21 protein-coding genes and 2 tRNA genes are annotated in these 20,140 nt (G+C 38.3%); 21 read left to right on the top strand and 2 right to left on the bottom strand.

All coding sequences use genetic code 11. From position 1 onward, the window contains the following. Positions 1-14: 14 nt before the first annotated feature. The 5 genes from D1953_RS13680 to D1953_RS13660 all read left to right on the top strand — a co-directional run bounded on the left by D1953_RS13680 (position 15) and on the right by D1953_RS13660 (position 2,217). The gene (locus D1953_RS13680) at positions 15-281 is read left to right on the top strand and encodes an RNA-binding S4 domain-containing protein (RefSeq protein WP_119117789.1); all 267 of its coding nucleotides are present in this window, start codon (positions 15-17) and stop codon (positions 279-281) included. A 72-nt stretch (positions 282-353) separates the two neighbouring features. Further along, the gene (yabP, locus tag D1953_RS13675; RefSeq protein WP_119117756.1) at positions 354-662 is read left to right on the top strand and encodes a sporulation protein YabP; all 309 of its coding nucleotides are present in this window, start codon (positions 354-356) and stop codon (positions 660-662) included. Next, positions 659-1,291 carry a spore cortex biosynthesis protein YabQ gene (gene yabQ / locus D1953_RS13670; protein ID WP_119117755.1) on the top strand — a complete coding sequence of 211 codons (633 nt, stop codon included), beginning with the start codon at positions 659-661 and terminating at the stop codon, positions 1,289-1,291. Before yabP ends, yabQ begins: the two co-directional genes overlap by 4 nt. Positions 1,292-1,302: 11 nt before the next feature. Then, a complete protein-coding gene (locus D1953_RS13665; protein WP_119117754.1) occupies positions 1,303-1,689 on the top strand; it encodes an FtsB family cell division protein in 387 nt (128 codons plus the stop codon). A gap of 81 nt (positions 1,690-1,770) precedes the next feature. Continuing rightward, complete coding sequence (locus D1953_RS13660; RefSeq protein WP_119117753.1) at positions 1,771-2,217, top strand: S1 domain-containing RNA-binding protein; 447 nt, start codon at positions 1,771-1,773, stop codon at positions 2,215-2,217. Between the two features lie 189 nt (positions 2,218-2,406). On the opposite strand, the gene D1953_RS13655 is transcribed toward D1953_RS13660, so the two are convergent. Together D1953_RS13655 and D1953_RS13650 are read right to left on the bottom strand one after the other, a co-directional pair. Continuing rightward, positions 2,407-2,478: transfer RNA gene (locus D1953_RS13655), tRNA-Glu, on the bottom strand. A gap of 18 nt (positions 2,479-2,496) precedes the next feature. Beyond that, positions 2,497-2,570: transfer RNA gene (locus D1953_RS13650), tRNA-Met, on the bottom strand. A gap of 325 nt (positions 2,571-2,895) precedes the next feature. Between D1953_RS13650 and spoIIE the strand changes: the two genes are divergently transcribed. From spoIIE to lysS, 16 genes are all read left to right on the top strand, one after another. Further along, complete coding sequence (spoIIE, locus tag D1953_RS13645; RefSeq protein WP_119117752.1) at positions 2,896-5,370, top strand: stage II sporulation protein E; 2,475 nt, start codon at positions 2,896-2,898, stop codon at positions 5,368-5,370. A 66-nt stretch (positions 5,371-5,436) separates the two neighbouring features. Next, positions 5,437-6,171 carry a vWA domain-containing protein gene (locus D1953_RS13640; protein WP_119117751.1) on the top strand — a complete coding sequence of 245 codons (735 nt, stop codon included), beginning with the start codon at positions 5,437-5,439 and terminating at the stop codon, positions 6,169-6,171. Beyond that, positions 6,140-7,120, top strand: a complete 981-nt coding sequence (locus D1953_RS13635; RefSeq protein WP_119117750.1) for a serine/threonine protein kinase — start codon at positions 6,140-6,142, stop codon at positions 7,118-7,120. The genes D1953_RS13640 and D1953_RS13635 overlap by 32 nt, the downstream gene beginning before the upstream one ends. A 97-nt stretch (positions 7,121-7,217) precedes the next feature. After that, positions 7,218-8,612: a tRNA lysidine(34) synthetase TilS gene (gene tilS, locus D1953_RS13630; protein WP_119117749.1), complete on the top strand. Its 1,395-nt coding sequence runs from the start codon at positions 7,218-7,220 to the stop codon at positions 8,610-8,612. 32 nt (positions 8,613-8,644) lie between these two features. Beyond that, a complete protein-coding gene (hpt, locus tag D1953_RS13625; protein WP_119117788.1) occupies positions 8,645-9,184 on the top strand; it encodes a hypoxanthine phosphoribosyltransferase in 540 nt (179 codons plus the stop codon). Between the two features lie 105 nt (positions 9,185-9,289). Then, a complete protein-coding gene (ftsH, locus tag D1953_RS13620; protein ID WP_119117748.1) occupies positions 9,290-11,272 on the top strand; it encodes an ATP-dependent zinc metalloprotease FtsH in 1,983 nt (660 codons plus the stop codon). A 166-nt stretch (positions 11,273-11,438) separates the two neighbouring features. Beyond that, positions 11,439-12,218 carry a type III pantothenate kinase gene (locus D1953_RS13615; protein WP_119117747.1) on the top strand — a complete coding sequence of 260 codons (780 nt, stop codon included), beginning with the start codon at positions 11,439-11,441 and terminating at the stop codon, positions 12,216-12,218. A gap of 26 nt (positions 12,219-12,244) precedes the next feature. Next, entirely contained in the window at positions 12,245-13,123 is an 879-nt protein-coding gene (gene hslO, locus D1953_RS13610) for an Hsp33 family molecular chaperone HslO (RefSeq protein WP_119117746.1), read from the top strand. Positions 13,124-13,144: 21 nt separating this feature from the next. Beyond that, on the top strand, positions 13,145-14,032 hold the full coding sequence (locus D1953_RS13605; RefSeq protein WP_119117745.1) for a peptidyl-prolyl cis-trans isomerase: 888 nt from the start codon (positions 13,145-13,147) through the stop codon (positions 14,030-14,032). 117 nt (positions 14,033-14,149) lie between these two features. After that, on the top strand, positions 14,150-15,076 hold the full coding sequence (gene cysK, locus D1953_RS13600; protein ID WP_119117744.1) for a cysteine synthase A: 927 nt from the start codon (positions 14,150-14,152) through the stop codon (positions 15,074-15,076). A gap of 133 nt (positions 15,077-15,209) precedes the next feature. Continuing rightward, a complete protein-coding gene (gene folP / locus D1953_RS13595) occupies positions 15,210-16,055 on the top strand; it encodes a dihydropteroate synthase (RefSeq protein WP_119117743.1) in 846 nt (281 codons plus the stop codon). Beyond that, on the top strand, positions 16,048-16,407 hold the full coding sequence (gene folB / locus D1953_RS13590; protein ID WP_119117742.1) for a dihydroneopterin aldolase: 360 nt from the start codon (positions 16,048-16,050) through the stop codon (positions 16,405-16,407). The genes folP and folB overlap by 8 nt, the downstream gene beginning before the upstream one ends. Positions 16,408-16,409: 2 nt before the next feature. Then, on the top strand, positions 16,410-16,937 hold the full coding sequence (gene folK / locus D1953_RS13585) for a 2-amino-4-hydroxy-6-hydroxymethyldihydropteridine diphosphokinase (RefSeq protein WP_119117741.1): 528 nt from the start codon (positions 16,410-16,412) through the stop codon (positions 16,935-16,937). Further along, positions 16,889-17,122: a helix-turn-helix domain-containing protein gene (locus D1953_RS13580; RefSeq protein ID WP_119117740.1), complete on the top strand. Its 234-nt coding sequence runs from the start codon at positions 16,889-16,891 to the stop codon at positions 17,120-17,122. The genes folK and D1953_RS13580 overlap by 49 nt, the downstream gene beginning before the upstream one ends. A gap of 5 nt (positions 17,123-17,127) precedes the next feature. Further along, a complete protein-coding gene (gene dusB, locus D1953_RS13575; RefSeq protein ID WP_119117739.1) occupies positions 17,128-18,126 on the top strand; it encodes a tRNA dihydrouridine synthase DusB in 999 nt (332 codons plus the stop codon). Positions 18,127-18,336: 210 nt separating this feature from the next. After that, positions 18,337-19,821 (top strand): lysine--tRNA ligase, encoded by a 1,485-nt coding sequence (gene lysS, locus D1953_RS13570; protein ID WP_119117738.1) that lies wholly within the window; start codon positions 18,337-18,339, stop codon positions 19,819-19,821. Positions 19,822-20,140 lie beyond the last annotated feature (319 nt).

The raw sequence follows: 20,140 nt of genomic DNA, 5'->3' as shown, positions 1-20,140 counted from the left end.
AATCTGCGATGTCAATGAGATTAGATAAGTTTCTAAAAGTATCACGTTTAATTAAGCGCCGTACGTTAGCTAAGGAGGTGGCCGATCAAGGCCGTATTTCTATTAATGGCGTACAAGCGAAGGCGAGCTCGAATGTAAAAGAAGGAGATGAGCTGACGGTTCGCTTTGGACAAAAACTTGTTACGGTTCGCATTGATAAAATTCAAGAGACAACAAAGAAGGAAGCGGCTGCCGAAATGTATACAGTCGTAAAGGAAGAAAAGCTAGGAAGTGAACAGTAAAAGGAGGCTTGTTCTATTTCTCTTCATCCCTACATACATTTTAGAAAACTAGTGTTATTGTGAGGGATGAGAATGAGTCAATATGTAGACCCGAACTCGAGCTATTCTAAAGGAACTGTACCAGAACATGATGTGACGATGAGAGGTCGACGCTTACTAGATATTACAGGTGTGAAGCAAGTAGAAAGTTTTGATAATGAAGAATTTTTGCTTGAAACATCGATGGGATTTCTCTCGATCCGCGGGCAAAATTTACAAATGAAAAATTTAGACGTCGATAAAGGTATTGTCTCAATTAAAGGGAAGATTTTTGACCTTGTTTACTTGGATGAACATTCAGGGGAGAAAGCTAAAGGCTTCTTTGGCAAGTTGTTCAAATGACGTTAACGACGCAATTTTATACGTTACTAGTAATGGTAGGAATGGGCAGTTTTTTTGGAGCTGCCCTCGATACGTATAGCCGATTTTTAAAGCGTGCTGAACGAAAGCGCTGGATTGTATTTATTCACGATGTATTATTTTGGGTGATCCAAGGGTTACTCATTTTTTATGTTCTGTTTTTAGTGAATGAAGGGGAATTTCGCTTTTATTTATTTCTTGCTTTATTATGCGGCTTTTCTGCTTACCAAGCCTTATTTAAAAATATGTATCAACGCGGATTAGAAATGCTTATTACTATCGTAATTAAATTATACGAATTTACATTAAAGGCATTTCACTATTTACTATTCCTTCCGATAAAATGGATAGTAGTCACAATTTTCACCCTGTGTATAGGCATTTTCAAAATGATATTTGTTTGTCTAAAGTGGTTGGGTAAGTTTATTTTCCTTATTTTACGGATCATTTTCAAACCGCTTCAGTGGATTTTGATAAAACTGTGGAAGATGCTGCCGGATACTGTTACAAAAAAGGTCGTAAAGTTTTATAAAAAATTGACAGGAATTTTAATGAAATGCAAGAATGTAATAAAGACATTCTTTAATAGGTGGAGAAAAGAAAAAGATTGAGGTGGAAGGGAATGAAGGGCCTCCGCAAAATAAACGTAACAAAAATGGAAAATGAGTATGTTGCCCAACAAGAAAAAAAAGCTCAGTCCATGAAGAAAAAGAAGCGCGGGTTAAGGCGGCGATTAACGTTATATGGAATCTGCTTGTTCATTTTTTTCATTTTTGCTGTAGTGACTATCGTATCTCAAAATGCTGCATTGAATGAAAAAGCGCAACAGAAGGAAAAAATCGATAACGAATTAGCGACGCTTAAGAAGGAAGAAAAGGTACTTAAAGAGGAAATTGTAAAGTTGAATGATGATGAGTATATAGCGAAAATCGTAAGACGGGATTACTTCTTATCAGAAGAGGGAGAAATTATTTTTAATTTACCAAAAAATAATGAAGACAGTGACTAATATTGACACTGTTTTTTTCCTTTCGTATTATAATAGATAGTGAAGCGATTTTGAACATTTCTAAGGAGGAACATTTTTTTTATGTCAATCGAAGTAGGCAGCAAGTTACAAGGTAAAGTAACAGGCATTACAAATTTTGGTGCGTTCGTAGAATTACCTGAAGGTGCAACGGGACTTGTCCATATCAGTGAAGTAGCTGATAACTATGTAAAAGATATTAATGATCATCTTAAAGTAGGCGATGCTGTAGAGGTAAAGGTCATTAATGTTGAGAAAGATGGTAAAATCGGCTTATCTATTAAGAAAGCAAAAGATCGTCCAGAAGGACAATCATCTTATTCACAACGTCCGCGCCAAAATAGAGGAAATGACCGTTCTAAGGATTTTCGTTCTAAAGATAGTTTCCGTCCAAAGGAAACTTTTGAGACAAAAATGGCAAAGTTCTTAAAAGATAGTGAAGACCGCTTAGCTTCCCTCAAACGCAATACCGAAACAAAACGGGGAGGCAGAGGAGGAAGACGCGGATAGACTGCTGCTGAAAATCATATTCTAGCAATGATCCTGTGAAACCATTTCATATTTTATATAAAGGCAAGCCTTAAAGGGCTTGTTTTTTTATGGTCAAACTTTCTATAAGTCTGTTTTATAAAGCTATAAAAAATGCCTTAGGCTTTCTTCTATTAATAGTAGAGAATGAGCCTAAGGCATTTTTGACGATGACCCCTACGGGATTCGAACCCGTGTTACCGCCGTGAAAGGGCGGTGTCTTAACCGCTTGACCAAGGGGCCTTTTTAAAAAATGAAAGATAGCGGCGGAGGGGATCGAACCCCCGACCTCACGGGTATGAACCGTACGCTCTAGCCAGCTGAGCTACACCGCCATGATACTCTTTTTGAGCACAAGATATATCTTACAATCGCCTTATAAAATTGTCAATAAAAAATTAACCTTTTGTCGTTTTCTAGCATTAGGGAAAATATACTAATGATTTTTTGCGAAAATCAGCTAAAAAGAGGGGGATTTTGAATAGGAAATGGATGTGAATGTTTGGAAAGGGCCCATACGCTTTTAAAAACCTGTATACATGTGGATATTCGAGAAGAATTCCGTCGAACATTTTTTATAGCCACTTTTAAAATTATGACAAAAAATTGAACAAGCACTCTTTATAATAAAACACACTAAGAAGGATAGGAGTGTGTGTAATGGAAAAAGTGAATCGAAGCTTAATAGAACCTTTAGGTGAAGTTCAACTGAAGAATGTGAAGACAGGGGCTATTAATTGGTTTCAAAGGCTACAGGTTAAAATGGAAGATTTATTTTCAAATAAAGGAATTCCAGTAGCTATTATTGGCTTTCTTTTAGGAAGAGCCTTAATTCTGTCACAACTAGCTCCATTTGCACTACCATTTTTCGCAGCTGTTTTCTTAGTAAGAAGAGATCATGCACCATTAGCTCTCATTGGTTTACTTGCAGGAGCGCTCACTCTTCATTATTCTAACAGTCTTGTCATCTTTGCGTCGGTCTTTTTATTCCTTATCCTTCATAAAATAAGGAAGCCGGATGTCGAGGGGCAATTTAAGACAATCGCACTGTATGTATTTACTTCTTTATTTTTGGTCAATTTAGCCGAACATTATCTTATCTTTCAATCCATTCAACTCTACGATCTTATGATGATTGGCGTTGAAGCAGGATTAGCGATGATTTTAACGTTAATCTTTATTCAGTCTATTCCACTTCTATCGATTAGAAAAAGATCACCAACGTTAAAAACAGAGGAAATTATTAGCATTATTATTTTGCTGGCTTCTGTGATGACAGGAACGATAGGTTGGGTCCTTTACGATATATCATTAGACCATGTTCTTTCACGATACCTTGTACTTTTATTTGGACTAGCAGGTGGTGCGGCTATCGGTTCAACCGTAGGAGTCGTCACTGGTTTGATATTTAGTTTAGCGAGTATAGCTAGTCTCTATCAGATGAGTTTACTTGCTTTTGCAGGTTTACTTGGGGGCCTATTAAAGGAAGGGAAAAAAGCCGGGGTTGCAATTGGTTTATTAATTGCGACGCTATTAATTGGTTTATACGGTGAAGGGACAGGTAATATTATGATCACCCTCTATGAATCATTAGTTGCGGTGGCGTTATTTCTCTTAACTCCTACTTCATTAATTCATAAAATTTCTAAACATATCCCTGGGACGACAGAGCATCTGGATGAACAGCAGCAATATGCTCGTAAAGTTCGTGATGTAACAGCTCAAAGGGTCGAGCAATTTTCTCACGTGTTTGAGGCTCTGTCTAACAGTTTCTCACAAATAGATGAATATGGAATACAGGAGGAAGAAGAAAAAGAATTTGATTACTTTTTAGGGAATGTGACTGAAAAGACATGTCAAATGTGCTTTAGAAAAGAACAATGTTGGGTAAAAAACTTTAATACAACATATGAAGGCATGCACGAAATTATGTATCAACTTAGTGAAAATGATGGGCAGCTTCCACAAAAAGTTGCGAATGAGTGGGGGAAATATTGCCGCTCAGGTCCTAAAGTCATTGCGGCCATTGCACATGAGCTTACTTTTTATGAGGCTAATCAAAAATTAAAAAGAAAGGTAAGGGAGAGCAGAAGATTAGTTGCAGATCAATTGCGGGGAGTATCCGCAGTTATGGAGGACTTCGCTAAAGAAATTCAAAGAGAAAGGCAAAGCCATCATCAACATGAAGAATTAATTATGGAGGCGATTCAAGATTTCGGCCTTCATATTGGCCATATTGAAATCTATAACTTAGATCAAGGGAATGTCGATATTGAAATGAGAGTACCTTATTGCCAAGGGAGAGGAGAGTGTGAAAAGTTAATAGCACCAATGCTATCAGATATATTGGGGGAAACTGTAGTTGTTCATTCAGAGCAATGTGCAATGAATCCAGCTGGGGAATGCGAAGTCGTTTTTCGTTCAGCTAAAAAGTTTGTAGTTGAAACGGGTGTTGCCCATGCGGCTAAAGGAGGCGGTCTTGTTTCAGGAGATAGCTATACAACACTTGAGATTGGGAGTGGTAAATATGCAGTAGCTATTAGTGATGGAATGGGTAACGGAGAAAGAGCGCACTTCGAAAGCATGGAAACATTAAAGCTGTTACAAAAGTTTTTACAGTCAGGGATTGAAGAGAAAATTGCTATTAAATCAGTAAACTCCGTATTATCTCTCCGCACGACCGATGAAATTTTTTCAACACTGGATTTAGCCATGATTGATTTACAAGATGCCAAAGCAAAATTTTTAAAAGTCTGTTCAATTCCAAGTTTCATAAAAAGAGGAGATAAAATTATTAAAATTGAATCTAGTAACTTACCAATGGGGATTATTGAAGACTTTGATGTAGATGTAGTATCAGAACAGCTAAAAGCAGGCGATGTGCTGATCATGATGAGCGATGGTATTTTTGAAGGACCAGATCATATTGAAAATATTGAATTTTGGATGAAGCGGAAAATTAAAGAGCTGAAAACAGATGATCCACAAGAGATTTCCGATTTAATTTTAGAAGAAGTCATTCGAACGAAAGGAGTAATTGACGATGACATGACGATTGTGACAGCGAAAATTAAGCACAATACACCGAAGTGGGCATCTATTCCGGTCGCATCTAAACGTAAAAAAGCACAGTGATAGTTTGTATAAATAACCCTATTTTAGTCAATTATGTTAAAAGACTGAAAGAAGGGAGACTGACACATGGAAGCAGGAACATTGCGTCAAATATTGCTCATTACGGATGGTTGCTCAAATCAAGGGGAAGATCCTGCAGCGATGGCAGCATTGGCTCGCGAGCGGGGAATTACAGTAAATGTGATTGGTGTTGTAGAAAATGATGTCATTGATGAAAAAGGGATAAAAGAAATTGAAAATATTGCGTTATCAGGTGGTGGTGTAAGTCAAATTGTGTATGCACAGCAATTATCACAAACTGTTCAAATGGTAACACAAAAAGCGATGACTCAAACGATACAAGGGGTGATCAATCGAGAGCTTAAGCACATATTAGGAGAGTCCAAGAAGCTTGAGGATTTACCGCCAGATACACGAGGAGAAGTGATGGAGGTGGTCGATGAACTTGGAGAAACGAGTAAGCTTGAAGTATTAGTGCTTGTGGATACAAGTGCCAGCATGAAACATAAATTGCCAACAGTAAAGGATTCGCTGCTCGACTTATCACTCAGTATGAATGCGAGAATAGGTGAAAATCGCTTTTCTGTTTTTGTATTTCCCGGGAAAAAGAAAGACGTTGAAAAATTACTGGAATGGACGCCAGAGCTTAGTGCATTATCAAAAATCTTCCCGAAGTTAACAACAGGAGGGATTACGCCAACAGGTCCAGCTATTCGTGAAGCATTATCATATTTTAATAAAAAGCGTTCATTAAGGGGCTTATTATCACATGATGAACAATACTATGAGGACTCAATGTAAACTTAAAAAAGGTGATCGCATTACCGGAAAATGGAATGCGAATGAGTACACAGTTATCAAGGAGTTAGGATACGGTGCAAATGGAGTTGTCTACTTAGTTGAAAGTAAAAATCAGCCATTTGCCTTAAAACTAAGTGACAATGGTACGTCCATTATTTCTGAGATGAATACTCTTAAATCCTTTTCTAAGGTCCATGGGTCTGCCATTGGACCTTATTTTTTGGAAGCGGATGATTTTCAGCGACAAGGTTCTACTTTGCCGTTTTATGTAATGGAGTATATTAAAGGAGAAGGACTTTTAGAGTTTATAGAGAAGAAAGGAGCAGCTTGGATTGGTGTGCTCATGCTGCAGCTTCTAACAAGTTTAGTGGAATTACATAAACATGGCTGGGTGTTTGGGGATTTAAAACCGGAGAATTTAATTGTCTCCATGCCTGCTTACCGAATACGTTGTGTCGATGTAGGAGGAACAACAGCGATAGGACGTGCTATTAAGGAGTTTACCGAATTTTTTGATAGGGGATACTGGGGATTAGGTTCTCGTAAAGCAGATCCATCATATGATTTGTTTGCTGTAGCAATGATTATGATTAATGCTGTTTATCCAACTCGTTTTTTTAAAAAAGGGGAAGGGTATATGCAATTAAAAGAGCGGATTATTCAGAAGCAAGTATTGAAGCCCTATCGAAAGATGTTGGAAAAAGCATTGCTTGGGAAATATACATCAGCAGAAGAAATGCGTCAAGATTTAATTACTATTTTAAGTCAGCCAAGTAATCAACCTATTCCCAAAACGCAAAAAGTGCAAAAAGCTCAATCAACAAAACAAGTAAGTCGCCTACAGCAAAAGACAAGACAAAAAAAGAAAGGGAGATTTTTGGAAACGTTTGTCCTTGTGGCAATTATTTCTTTGTTGTACGCTCTTTACATGTATGATCAATTGTTATGATATAGTAAATTATATACAAAAAAATTGAAACAATTTTCCTGTTGAATCGTATACATAGAGGGAGATGGGCAAACTGTCAACAAAGAAGGAAGAATGCATGTTACAGCATAGAGTGCTTCATGTTATTCATAAGCATAAGTTAATAGAAAAGAATGCAAAGTTATTAGTAGGGGTTTCAGGAGGCCCTGATTCACTTGTATTGTTACATGTTCTGAAACAATTGCAGAAGGTAATGGAGTGGGACCTTTTTGTGGCTCATGTCGATCACATGTTCCGCGGAGAAGAGTCTTATGAAGATTATTTGTTTGTAGAGAAGATTTGTAAAGAATGGGACCTTGTATTTGAAGGGCGTCGAATCGATGTACCGGCATATATGAAACAGACAGGTGAGAGCACGCAGCTTGCCGCAAGGAAATTACGCTTTGAATTTTTCGCGGAATTGATGAAGAAATACGGGTGTTCGACGCTTGTTCTTGGTCATCACGGGGATGATCAAGTAGAAACGATGCTGATGCGTATGACAAGGGGAGCGACGGGAACAGCAAGAGCGGGTATTCCATTGAAACGTCCGTTTAAGAACGGGGAAATTGTTCGACCATTTCTTGCTGTAACAAAGGCAGATATTTATGGATATGCTAGAACTCATTCTTTGCAGCCGAGGATAGATCCTAGTAATGCCAAAAACGATTATGTAAGAAATCGCTTTCGACATGAGGTATTGCCTTTTTTAAAGCAAGAAAATCCGCTTGTTCATGAACAATTTCAACGTTTCAGTGAAGAAATTTACGAGGATGAAGCTTTTTTGTATGACTTGGTTTTAAAAAAAATGGATGGGGTTTGGCTGGAAAAAGAGAGAGGTTATGCATCTATTCAGGTTGATTCCATACTTGCGATGCCTAAGCCTTTACAAAGGAGAGCGATTCAACTAATATTAAATTATCTCTACTTAGATAGACCATCATCGCTTTCAGCACTACATATTGATCAGCTTTTAGCTTTATTTTTGAATCCTCAACCATCTGCTGAATTGCATCTTCCGGAGGGCCTCATTGTAGAAAAATCGTATCATATATGTACCTTTCGTTTTTTTAAACGGGAAACCGTGAATTATTCCCTTTTATTACAAATTCCTGGTGATACGTTTCTTCCGAATGGATATAAGATTAAAGCACAGTATATAGAAGGAGACATCCCTGCTATAAGTGGAAATGATTCTTGTATTATTCCTTACTCAATGGTTACTTTTCCTTTAACGGTCCGTACAAGACATACGGGGGATCGCATGAAAGTCAAAGGTTTATGCGGGACAAAGAAAATAAAGGATATTTTTATTGATGAGAAGGTCCCTATTTTTAAACGAAATGATTGGCCTATTGTTGTCGATGGAATGGGACACATCATTTGGCTTCCGGGTCTAAAAAAATCCTACATAGAATCAGAAAGTGTAATCGATGAATCGTCTTTAATTTATTTACAATATAAGAAAGCTTAATTCTTCATAGGGGGCAATTAATAACAATGACCATGCAAAATGACATTGAAAAAGTGTTAATAACTGAGGAAGAACTTCAAAGTAAAATTAAGGAATTAGCAGTACAGCTTGAAAATGACTACCAAGATAAATTTCCATTAGCTGTTGGAGTGTTAAAAGGAGCTCTGCCATTTATGAGTGACTTGTTAAAAAGAATGGATACCCATTTAGAAATGGATTTCATGGATGTTTCAAGCTATGGTAATTCGACTATATCTTCCGGCGAAGTGAAAATCGTTAAAGATTTGAATGCATCTGTAGAAGGCAGAGATGTCTTGATTATTGAAGATATTATTGATAGCGGTTTAACGTTAAGCTACTTGGCGGAATTATTCCGATACCGCAAAGCTAAATCGGTCAGAATCGTAACATTGTTAGATAAGCCTACAGGAAGAAAAGTAGATATAAAACCAGATTATGCAGGTTTTATCGTGCCAGATGCCTTTGTTGTTGGCTATGGTTTGGATTATGCAGAAAGATACCGTAATCTACCTTATATCGGCGTATTAAAGCCCGAGATTTACAACAGCTGATTCAGCTGAACACCAATAAAAACAGCGGTGTTAAAATATTGTAAACGAATAATTTTCTATGATACTATTTACTATAGTTTCTTGACTCATGGGAGGAGGTAGGGTATGAATCGGATCTTTCGTAATACGATATTTTATTTATTGATCTTTTTGGTCATTATTGGGATCGTTAGTATTTTTAACAATAACAATGAACCGACTGAGACTATTACCCAAGACCAGCTTTATAAAAACTTGGAAGATGGGAAAGTAAAATCATTAACCATGCAGCCTGAAAGTGGCGTTTATGAAATTATAGGGCAGCTTGAAGGGTATAAAGAAGGCCAATATTTTGTGACATATATCCCACCAAATGAATATTATCAAGCAAAAATTGGTGAGATTGTTGATAAGCAAGGAATTGAAAAATTTGATGTAAAACCTGCGGAAAAAACAAGTGGTTGGGTAACGTTCTTTACAGGAATTATTCCATTTGTTATCATCTTCATTCTCTTTTTCTTCTTACTTAACCAAGCTCAAGGTGGCGGCGGCGGCCGTGTAATGAACTTTGGGAAAAGTAAAGCGAAGCTATACAATGATGATAAGAAGAAAGTCCGCTTCAATGATGTAGCAGGAGCAGATGAAGAGAAGCAGGAGCTTGTCGAAGTGGTTGAATTTTTAAAAGACCCTCGAAAGTTCGCTGAGCTAGGTGCTCGTATACCAAAAGGGGTGCTTTTAGTGGGACCTCCTGGTACGGGTAAAACATTACTTGCGAAAGCAGTAGCTGGTGAAGCAGGTGTTCCATTCTTCTCTATCAGTGGTTCAGATTTCGTTGAGATGTTTGTCGGGGTAGGGGCTTCGCGCGTGCGTGATTTGTTTGAAAATGCTAAGAAAAATGCGCCATGTATTATCTTTATTGACGAAATTGATGCTGTTGGACGCCAACGTGGTGCAGGACTTGGCGGCGGACATGATGAGCGTGAACAAACCCTTAACCAATTGCTTGTTGAAATGGATGGTTTTGGCGGAAATGAAGGCATTATCATGATTGCTGCAACAAACCGTGCAGACATTCTTGACCCTGCGTTATTAAGACCGGGCCGTTTTGACCGTCAAATTACGGTTGGTCGACCAGATGTAAAAGGTCGTGAAGAAGTATTAAAAGTACATGCTCGTAATAAACCGTTAGCAGATAGTGTCGATCTAAAAGCTATTGCACAACGTACACCAGGATTCTCAGGAGCAGACCTTGAAAACTTATTAAATGAAGCGGCTCTTGTGGCAGCTCGTCAGAATAAGAAAACAATTGATATGTCTGACTTAGATGAAGCATCTGACCGCGTTATTGCAGGACCTGCTAAGAAAACGCGTGTTATTTCCAAGAAAGAGCGTAATATTGTAGCATGGCATGAAGCAGGGCATACAATTATTGGTTTAGTATTGGATGATGCAGAAGTGGTGCATAAAGTAACGATTGTTCCACGTGGTCAAGCAGGCGGGTATGCGGTAATGCTGCCGAAGGAAGATCGTTTCTTTATGACAGAGCCAGAGCTGAAGGATAAAATTGTTGGGTTGCTTGGTGGACGTGTAGCAGAGGAAATTACGTTTGGTGAGGCAAGTACAGGTGCTCATAACGATTTCCAACGTGCTACTGGTATTGCTCGCAGTATGGTTATGGAGTACGGGATGAGTAAGTTAGGTCCGCTTCAATTCGGAAGCTCTCAAGGTCAAGTATTTTTAGGTCGTGATTTTAATAACGAACAAAATTACTCCGATAAGATTGCTTATGAAATTGATTTAGAAGTACAACGAATCATTAATGAGTCTTACGAAAGATGTAAGCAAATTCTTACGGAAAATCGTGAGAAGCTAGATTTAGTAGCAAGAACGTTACTTAATTTGGAAACACTAGACCAAGAACAAATTAAAAGTTTGTACCATGAGGGGAAACTACCAGATCGTGATTATGTAGCCCTTAATGGAAATCTTTCTTCAGACGATGATGTAAAGGTAAAGATTAACGTCAAAAAAGAAGATTCAACACCTTTTGAAGAGAATCAAGCTCCTTCTTTAGAAAAGGGTCCAAAAGATACAGATAATAAGTTATGATTGTATAACGAAGAAAAAGGTATTCCTAGATGGAATACCTTTTTCTCTTAGTAATTACTTATCTTATTCTCAGAATATGACAAGATACTTTCGTTTTACTCCAATTATCGTGTAAAATAATGATTAAGTGTGACGTAGGAGAATAATTTATTAGGGGGATAGAACGATGATTTTTGTATTAGATGTTGGAAATACAAATACAGTCTTAGGGGTATATGAGGATGATATTTTGAAATATCATTGGCGAATTGAGACAAATCGTCATAAGACAGAAGATGAGTATGGAATGGTCATTAAATCTTTATTACAGCATGAGGGACTATTTTTTGATCAATTTGATGGCATGATTATTTCTTCTGTTGTGCCTCCTATTATGTTTGCGCTAGAGAGAATGTGTAAGAAATATTTTGGTATTAAGCCGTTAGTTGTTGGACCAGGTATTAAGACAGGGTTAGACATTAAATATGAAAACCCGCGTGAAGTAGGTGCGGATCGAATTGTGAATGCTGTTGCTGGTATTCACGAATTTGGAAGCCCTCTCATTATTGTCGATTTTGGAACAGCAACAACTTATTGTTACATTAATGAAGACAAACAATATATGGGTGGAGCAATCGCCCCTGGGATTAATATTTCAACGGAGGCTCTTTATTCAAAAGCAGCGAAGCTACCAAGAATTGAAATTAGCCGTCCAGAGGGTGTCATTGGTAAAAATACTGTTTCAGCCATGCAGTCTGGTATTTTATATGGCTATGTAGGACAAGTAGAAGGCATTGTTGCTCGAATTAAGGAGCAAAGTAAAATTGAGCCGCTTGTTATCGCGACAGGAGGACTTGCGCCGTTAATTGCTAATGAATCCACGGCGATTGATATTGTAGAGCCGTTTTTAACGTTAAAGGGACTTCAATTAATTTATAAGCGGAATCGTGAACAAGTAAAGAATTAAAGGCAGCTAGGAAAGGGGCAAAAGTAGTGAAAGATTATTTAGTAAAAGCATTGGGATATAATGGACAGGTGCGTGCGTATGCCGTTTCTACGACAGAAACAGTGGGAGAAGCTCAGCGCCGTCATTATACATGGCCAACTGCTTCTGCTGCATTAGGTCGTGCTATGACAGCGGGTTTGATGATGGGAGCTATGTTAAAAGGTGATGAAAAGCTCACGATTAAAATCGAAGGTGGCGGGCCAATCGGTGCCATTCTAGTGGATAGCAATGCAAAAGGTGAAGTGCGTGGCTATGTAACGAATCCACACGTTCATTTCGATTTAAATGAGCATGGCAAATTGGATGTAAGACGAGCAGTTGGTACCGATGGGATGCTAACGATTGTAAAGGATATTGGATTACGTGATCACTTTACTGGTCAAGTTCCGATTGTATCAGGAGAGCTTGGTGAAGATTTCACTTATTATTTTGCTACTTCAGAGCAAGTTCCTTCATCAGTAGGTGTAGGCGTTCTTGTGAATCCGGATAACTCGATTCAAACAGCTGGTGGTTTTATTATTCAATTAATGCCCGGAACAGACGATTCAACTATTACAGAAATTGAAAATCGATTACAGAGCATTCCACCTGTTTCAAAAATGATTCAAGCGGGATTAACGCCTGAAGAAATTTTGGACCAACTTTTAGGAGAAGGAAATGTAAAGGTGTTAGAGAAAATGCCAGTATCATTTCAATGCCAATGTTCAAGAGAGAGAATTTCAAATGCCTTAATCAGCCTAGGAAAAGCAGAAATTCAGGACATTATTGAAGAAGAAGGTAAGGCGGAAGCGCAGTGTCACTTTTGTAATGAAAAATATCAATTTTCTAAAGAAGAGCTTGAGGAATTAGCGGCAGAAGCAAAATAAAGGCCAACGGGGGAAAGATAGTTGTCGAAGAAGCGGTTAAGATCTATGGTTGCTGGTCTTGCTTTGTTAAATCTGATTACGATTGTCGTATTTGCGATTTGGCCGATGTTTAACTCTCGAACGGTCGGCGGAGGAGAAACGGTAGCTCAAATTGGTGATGTAGGTATCTCAAGAGAGCATTGGATAAATGAGCTAGAGCAACGGTACGGAAAAGATGTGCTCAAAGAGATGGTTAATGAGGAAGTCGTAAAACAAATGGCTGAGAAATATGATGTAAGCGTTACAGACCAGGAAATTGAGCGCGAATATAAGATAATGAAAACCTTATATGGGACCTACGAACAATCACAAAGTCAGTCTGAAGACCAAAGGAAGGCTCAAATCAAAGCGGACTTATTGTTAGAAGAGATTTTGACGAAAGATGTCAGCATATCGGAAACAGAAATAAAAAACTATTATAACGACAATCAGGATTTATTTCGAATCCCGACTACTTATCGAATTTCTCACTTAACAACAGCGACAAAAAGTGAAGCGGACAAAGTGGTGAAAGAGCTGACGAAGGGCGTTTCTTTTCAGGTGTTAGCTATGGAGAAATCTCTTGATGAGTTTACAGCTAATCAAGGCGGAGCGATGGGTTTCATTTCTGAAGATAATGAACGAGTGCCAAAGGTCTATATTGAGACGGCGGCATCAATGAAAACCAATCATTGGAGTCAGCCGGTTCAAATTGAAGAAGGATGGGCGGTTCTATATCTTCATGAAAAAATTAAAGGAGAGCAATTCTCTTATGATGAAGTGAAACAACAGATTCGTCGTCAATTAGCTATGGAACATATTCAAACATCTGTATCTAGTGAAGCGTTTTGGAATGAACTGGAAGTTGACTGGCTTTATGATGCGAAATAAGTAAAAATTACTAGAAAAAAGCAGAAAACAGTTGACAATAGTCTATACAATCTGATAATTTTAAATTAATAAAACCAATATACTTACTAGGTATTCAAAATTAAAGGAGTGAACGAAATGGCACGTATTGCTAATTCTGTACTTGAATTAATTGGTCAAACACCAATTGTAAAATTAAACAGAATTCCAGAAGAAAACATCGCAGATATTTACTTAAAACTAGAGTATTTTAACCCAGGAAGCAGTGTAAAAGATCGTATTGCACTTGCAATGGTTGAGGCAGCTGAAAAAAGCGGTCAATTAAAAGAGGGCGATACGATTATTGAGCCTACAAGTGGAAATACAGGAATTGGTCTAGCATTAGTTGCATCTGCTAAAGGATATAAATCAATTCTTGTTATGCCAGAAACAATGAGCTTAGAGCGTCGTAACTTACTTCGTGCATATGGTGCGGAATTAGTTCTTACTCCAGGACCAGAAGGTATGAAAGGTGCTATTGCTAAAGCAGAAGAATTAGCAAAAGAGAATGGCTATTTCTTACCTCAACAATTTAACAATACAGCAAACCCTGAAGTTCACCGTCAAACAACAGGTCCTGAGATTGTTGAAGCTTTTGGTGATGAAGGATTAGATGCTTTCATTGCTGGTATTGGTACAGGTGGAACAATTACAGGTGCTGGTGAAGTGTTACGTGAGAAATATCCAAACATTAAGATTTACGCAGTGGAGCCGAAAGATTCTCCAGTTTTATCAGGTGGAAAACCAGGCCCTCACAAAATTCAAGGAATTGGTGCAGGTTTTGTACCAAGCATCTTGAATACTGAGTTATATGATGGAATTATTCAAATTACAACGGAAGAAGCATTTGAATATGCTCGCCGTGCTGCGAAAGAAGAAGGAATCTTAGGTGGTATTTCTTCAGGAGCTGCAATTAGTGCTGCAATTAAAGTAGCTAAAGAGTTAGGTAAAGGTAAAAAAGTACTAGCTATTATTCCAAGTAACGGAGAGCGTTATTTAAGTACACCTCTTTATAACTTTGAATGATCTTGATAGGAATAGTAAAAAAGCAAAGTTCCTTTAGGGGCTTTGCTTTTTTTATTGTGTAACTTGCGTTTTACCTTTGAAAGTGAGTACACTCAGTATGTGAATTTTTTGACGAGACGAGGGAGAGTAAGACATGTCGGGAATAAGTACTTTGCAAACAAAATGTGGCCCTTATACGCTTGATTATCAAAAGAAAACGTATATTATGGGCATTTTAAATGTTACACCAGATTCTTTTTCAGATGGCGGTCGCTACCATCATATTGATGCAGCTTTGCGACATGCGGAGCAAATGGTAGAGGATGGAGCAGATTTAATCGATATCGGAGGAGAGTCAACACGGCCGAACTATGAGCGAATTTCGGATGAAGAAGAAATAGAACGTGTTGCACCTGTTATTGAAGCGATTTCTAAACGGATTGATGTCCCGCTTTCAATTGATACGTATAAATCGAAGGTTGCAAAAGCGGCGATTGAAGCAGGTGCTCATATTATTAATGATATATGGGGAGCGAAGGCCGATCCTGAAATGGCAAAGGTCGCATCTCAATATCAAGTGCCGATTATCCTTATGCACAATCGTGAGGGGCAAACCTATCAACATTTTATGCGTGATGCACTGCAAGACTTGTATGAAAGCATCGCTCTTGTAAAAGCAGCCGGTGTAAGAGAGGAACAAATTATCTTGGATCCAGGGATTGGATTTGCTAAAGATGTCACACTGAACTTAGAAATGATGCGAAACCTTGATACGCTTGTGGCATTAGGTTATCCGGTTTTGCTGGCTACATCTCGTAAATCTATGATTGGACATGTACTAGATTTGCCGCCGGCAGAGCGTGTAGAAGGAACTGCTGCTACGATTTGTTTCGGTATTGGACAAGGATGCCAGCTTGTTCGAGTGCATGATGTGAAAGAAATGGCGCGTACAGCAAAGATGATGGATGCGCTTGTTGGAAAAGGAGAATACAGTGGATAAAATTTATTTGAATGAAATGGAGTTTTATGGATATCACGGTGTGTTTCCAGAAGAAACAAAACTTGGGCAACGATTTATTGTTGATATAGTAGTCGAGACGGACTTAGCAAAAGCAGGTCAAACGGATTGCTTAGATGACTCTATTAACTATGGTGAATTATTTGAAGTAGTTCAAGGAATTATGGAAGGAGAGCCGATGAAGCTGCTTGAAGCAGTTGCTGAAACTATTTCAACAAAGCTATTGGACAAATTCCCTAGCATTCAAACTTGTACGGTAAAAGTAATCAAGCCTAATCCGCCGATACGAGGGCATTATAAATCGGTTGCAATTGAAATTACGAGAGGGAGATAATGATGGAGAATATCGCATACCTTTCGATTGGGTCCAACATCGGCAATCGACTTGCTGCTTTTCATGAAGCGCTTCAATTATTAGATGGTAATGAATGGATAAATGTTATTGGTATTTCATCCTTGTACGAAACAGAGCCTGTAGGATATACAGATCAGGATTGCTTTTTAAACGCAGTAATCAAAGTCTCCACTTCTTTAAGCCCTGAAAAATTGCTCCAAACTTGTTTGAACATCGAAGTAAAATTAGGAAGAAAAAGGGGAATTAGATGGGGACCTCGTACCTTAGACCTTGACATTTTATTGTATAATCAAGAAAATATTGAGACAGAGAGTCTTTCTGTTCCACATCCTCGGATGCAAGAAAGAGCATTTGTGATAGTTCCGTTATTGGAGCTAGACCCAGACATCAAACTTCCGAACGTAAACGCATCTTTGCACGATATTTTAAATCAGATAACGGATAAAGAAGGAGTACGATTATGGAAGCGGAAAAATGGGGACGGCGTATTCGCGCTTTTCGAAAGTTAAAGGGGTTTACACAAGAACAATTTGCGAAAGAAATAGGTGTGTCTGTTTCTTTTTTAGGTGAAGTAGAAAGAGGGAACAAAGTACCACCAGATTATTTTTTAGAAGATGTGGCGGATATGCTCTGTGTTTCGTTAGAAGAGCTGCAGCCACTAGATGATAAGGAAAATAAAAGTAAGGGAGGTTAGTAGGTTTGTTGAAGATTGGAAATGTTGAAATAAGTAATCCTGTTGTGCTAGCTCCTATGGCAGGCGTCTGCAATTCTGCTTTCCGTTTAACAGTAAAGGAGTTTGGCGCAGGACTTGTGTGTGCGGAAATGATTAGTGACAAAGGGATTAATCTTAAGAACAAAAAAACATTGGGGATGCTGTATATAGATGAACGTGAGAACCCATTAAGCTTACAAATTTTCGGCAGCGAAAAAGAATCACTTGTGCAAGCGGCTAAGTTTGTAGATAAAAACACAAATGCTGATATTATTGATATTAATATGGGGTGCCCCGTTTCTAAAATCATTAAGTGTGAAGCAGGAGCAAGATGGTTGCTTGACCCAAATAAAATTTATGATATGGTATCAGCCGTTGTGGATGCAGTTGGCAAACCAGTTACGGTGAAAATGCGTATCGGTTGGGATGACGATCATATTTTTGCTGTCGAGAATGCAAGAGCGGTAGAACGTGCTGGTGGCAGTGCGGTAGCTGTACACGGCAGAACACGTGTTCAAATGTATGAAGGAAAAGCAAACTGGGATATTATTCGGGATGTGAAAAATGCGGTGAGCATTCCGGTTATCGGCAATGGGGATGTTGTAACGCCTCAAGACGCTAAAAGAATGCTAGACGAGGTCGGTGTTGATGGTGTTATGATTGGCCGTGCTGCACTTGGAAATCCATGGATGATTTATCAAACTGTTAAATACTTAGAATCAGGTGTACTAACGCCGGAGCCAAATGTACGTGAAAAAATGGATGTATGCGTACTCCACATGGACCGCCTTATTGCCTTGAAAAATGAAAAAATTGCAGTACGTGAGATGCGTAAGCACGCTGCTTGGTATTTAAAAGGTGTTCAAGGGAATGCAAAAGCACGTAAAGAGATTAACGAATGCAATACACGAGAAGATGTTGTGAAGCTTCTATACGGCCTTGTAGAAGAGATTGAAGCGAAAGAACAAAATATACAAATGGTGTAAGCGTTTGACTTTGTGTCGGCGTTTCCCTATAATACGCTTAACTTCAACTGCCGGATTTTCTGGCAGTTTTTATATGGGCTGAAAACGTAAATATTTCAGTTAAAAGGCTTGTTCGATTTCTTTGTTTTATGTAAGAATAAATAAGGATGTTAAACAATCAATCGCATACGGTTATATAATGCTGAAAAATACAGACGGAGATGATATTCGATGAGTCATGAAGAATTAAATGACCAATTGCAAGTAAGACGAGATAAAATGCAAGCGATGCAAGAAAGTGGGAAGGATCCATTTGGCAGTCGCTTTGATCGTACGCATACAGCAGCAGAAATTAAAGAAGCGTATGGTGACGTTTCTAAGGAAGAGCTGGAAGAAAAAGAAATCCACGTAACGATTGCAGGACGTGTGATGACGAAACGTGGAAAAGGAAAAGCTGGATTTGCGCATATTCAAGATATTAGTGGACAAATTCAAATCTATGTAAGAAAAGATGCAGTCGGTGAAGAACAGTATCAAGATTTCGGACAAACAGATTTAGGAGATCTTGTTGGTGTAACAGGTGTTGTGTTTAAAACAAATGTAGGAGAGCTTTCGATCAAGGCAAAAGAGTATGTATTTTTAACAAAAGCTCTTCGTCCGCTTCCTGATAAATTCCATGGTTTAAAGGATGTTGAGGAGCGCTATCGTAAACGCTATGTCGACTTAATTACGAATGAAGAAAGCAAGCATACTTTTATTTTGCGCAGTAAAATTATTCAAGCAATCCGTCGTTATCTAGATGGACAAGGATTCTTGGAAGTAGAAACACCAATGTTGCATTCAGTTGCTGGTGGAGCGGCTGCTCGTCCATTCAATACACACCACAATGCATTAGATATGCCTTTGCACCTTCGTATTGCGATCGAGCTTCATTTGAAACGTTTAATCGTCGGCGGAATGGAGAAGGTATATGAAATTGGTCGTGTATTCCGTAACGAAGGGGTGTCAACAAGACATAACCCTGAATTTACAATGATTGAATTATATGAAGCGTATGCAGACTACAAAGACATTATGAGTTTAACAGAGAACTTAGTGGCACATGTAGCACAAGAGGTACTAGGTACAACAACCGTCCAATACGGTGAGTACGAAATTGATTTAAAACCTGAGTGGAAACGACTTCACATGGTTGATGCCGTTAAAGAATATACAGGAGTAGACTTCTGGAAGCACATGACGAAAGAAGAAGCTCAACAATTAGCGAAAGAGCATAATATTGAAATAAAAGATACGATGGAATTCGGCCATATTGTAAATGAATTCTTTGAACAAGTGGTAGAGGAAAAATTAATCCAGCCAACTTTTATTTATGGTCATCCAGTTGAAATTTCGCCATTAGCGAAGAAAAATCCAGAGGATCCACGTTTCACAGATCGTTTTGAGTTATTCATTGTAGCTCGTGAACACGCAAATGCTTTCACAGAGCTAAATGACCCGATTGATCAACGTCAGCGTTTCGAAGCGCAATTATTAGAACGCGAACAAGGGAACGATGAAGCACATGAAATGGATGAGGATTTCGTTGAAGCATTAGAATACGGTATGCCTCCTACTGGTGGTTTAGGAATTGGTATCGACCGTTTAGTTATGTTATTAACAAATTCTCCATCGATTCGCGACGTTCTATTATTCCCATTAATGCGTCACCGTTAATAGAAAAGGAGATAAACTAAATCGAATACGAAAAGTCTTTTAAAAAGACTTCTTCGTATTCGATTTTTTTATTTAATATCTTTAGTTAAGTTACAAAAACTAGTTGTATAATTTTTTAAAAAAGGTATTGCAACGAAGATACAATGGTGGTATATTTATATCTGTTGTTACGAGCGGGTCACACGCTGATTAAGAAAGTGAAACAAATTTTAAAAAAGTGTTGACAAGGATTCGTGAAAATGATATTATGTAAAAGTTGCTTCTCTAAGAAGCAGAGAAATTGCTCTTTGAAAACTGAACAAAACAAAGCGCCAACGTT

Source organism: Peribacillus asahii, from assembly GCF_003570725.1.
In the GTDB taxonomy this organism is placed as follows: Bacteria; Bacillota; Bacilli; order Bacillales; family DSM-1321; genus Peribacillus; species Peribacillus asahii.
Note: the sequence above shows the minus strand (reverse complement) of the source record. Positions and strands in the feature narration are given on the sequence as shown.

Excerpts from the sequence above, each read along its gene's own strand:
- D1953_RS13680 (WP_119117789.1), top strand. The coding sequence starts at position 15 with ATGAGATTAGATAAGTTTCTAAAAGTATCACGTTTAATTAAGCGCCGT.
- yabP (WP_119117756.1), top strand. The coding sequence starts at position 354 with ATGAGTCAATATGTAGACCCGAACTCGAGCTATTCTAAAGGAACTGTA.
- yabQ (WP_119117755.1), top strand. The coding sequence starts at position 659 with ATGACGTTAACGACGCAATTTTATACGTTACTAGTAATGGTAGGAATG.
- D1953_RS13665 (WP_119117754.1), top strand. The coding sequence starts at position 1,303 with ATGAAGGGCCTCCGCAAAATAAACGTAACAAAAATGGAAAATGAGTAT.
- D1953_RS13660 (WP_119117753.1), top strand. The coding sequence starts at position 1,771 with ATGTCAATCGAAGTAGGCAGCAAGTTACAAGGTAAAGTAACAGGCATT.
- spoIIE (WP_119117752.1), top strand. The coding sequence starts at position 2,896 with ATGGAAAAAGTGAATCGAAGCTTAATAGAACCTTTAGGTGAAGTTCAA.
- D1953_RS13640 (WP_119117751.1), top strand. The coding sequence starts at position 5,437 with ATGGAAGCAGGAACATTGCGTCAAATATTGCTCATTACGGATGGTTGC.
- D1953_RS13635 (WP_119117750.1), top strand. The coding sequence starts at position 6,140 with ATGATGAACAATACTATGAGGACTCAATGTAAACTTAAAAAAGGTGAT.
- tilS (WP_119117749.1), top strand. The coding sequence starts at position 7,218 with ATGTTACAGCATAGAGTGCTTCATGTTATTCATAAGCATAAGTTAATA.
- hpt (WP_119117788.1), top strand. The coding sequence starts at position 8,645 with ATGCAAAATGACATTGAAAAAGTGTTAATAACTGAGGAAGAACTTCAA.
- ftsH (WP_119117748.1), top strand. The coding sequence starts at position 9,290 with ATGAATCGGATCTTTCGTAATACGATATTTTATTTATTGATCTTTTTG.
- D1953_RS13615 (WP_119117747.1), top strand. The coding sequence starts at position 11,439 with ATGATTTTTGTATTAGATGTTGGAAATACAAATACAGTCTTAGGGGTA.
- cysK (WP_119117744.1), top strand. The coding sequence starts at position 14,150 with ATGGCACGTATTGCTAATTCTGTACTTGAATTAATTGGTCAAACACCA.
- folP (WP_119117743.1), top strand. The coding sequence starts at position 15,210 with ATGTCGGGAATAAGTACTTTGCAAACAAAATGTGGCCCTTATACGCTT.
- folK (WP_119117741.1), top strand. The coding sequence starts at position 16,410 with ATGGAGAATATCGCATACCTTTCGATTGGGTCCAACATCGGCAATCGA.
- D1953_RS13580 (WP_119117740.1), top strand. The coding sequence starts at position 16,889 with ATGGAAGCGGAAAAATGGGGACGGCGTATTCGCGCTTTTCGAAAGTTA.
- lysS (WP_119117738.1), top strand. The coding sequence starts at position 18,337 with ATGAGTCATGAAGAATTAAATGACCAATTGCAAGTAAGACGAGATAAA.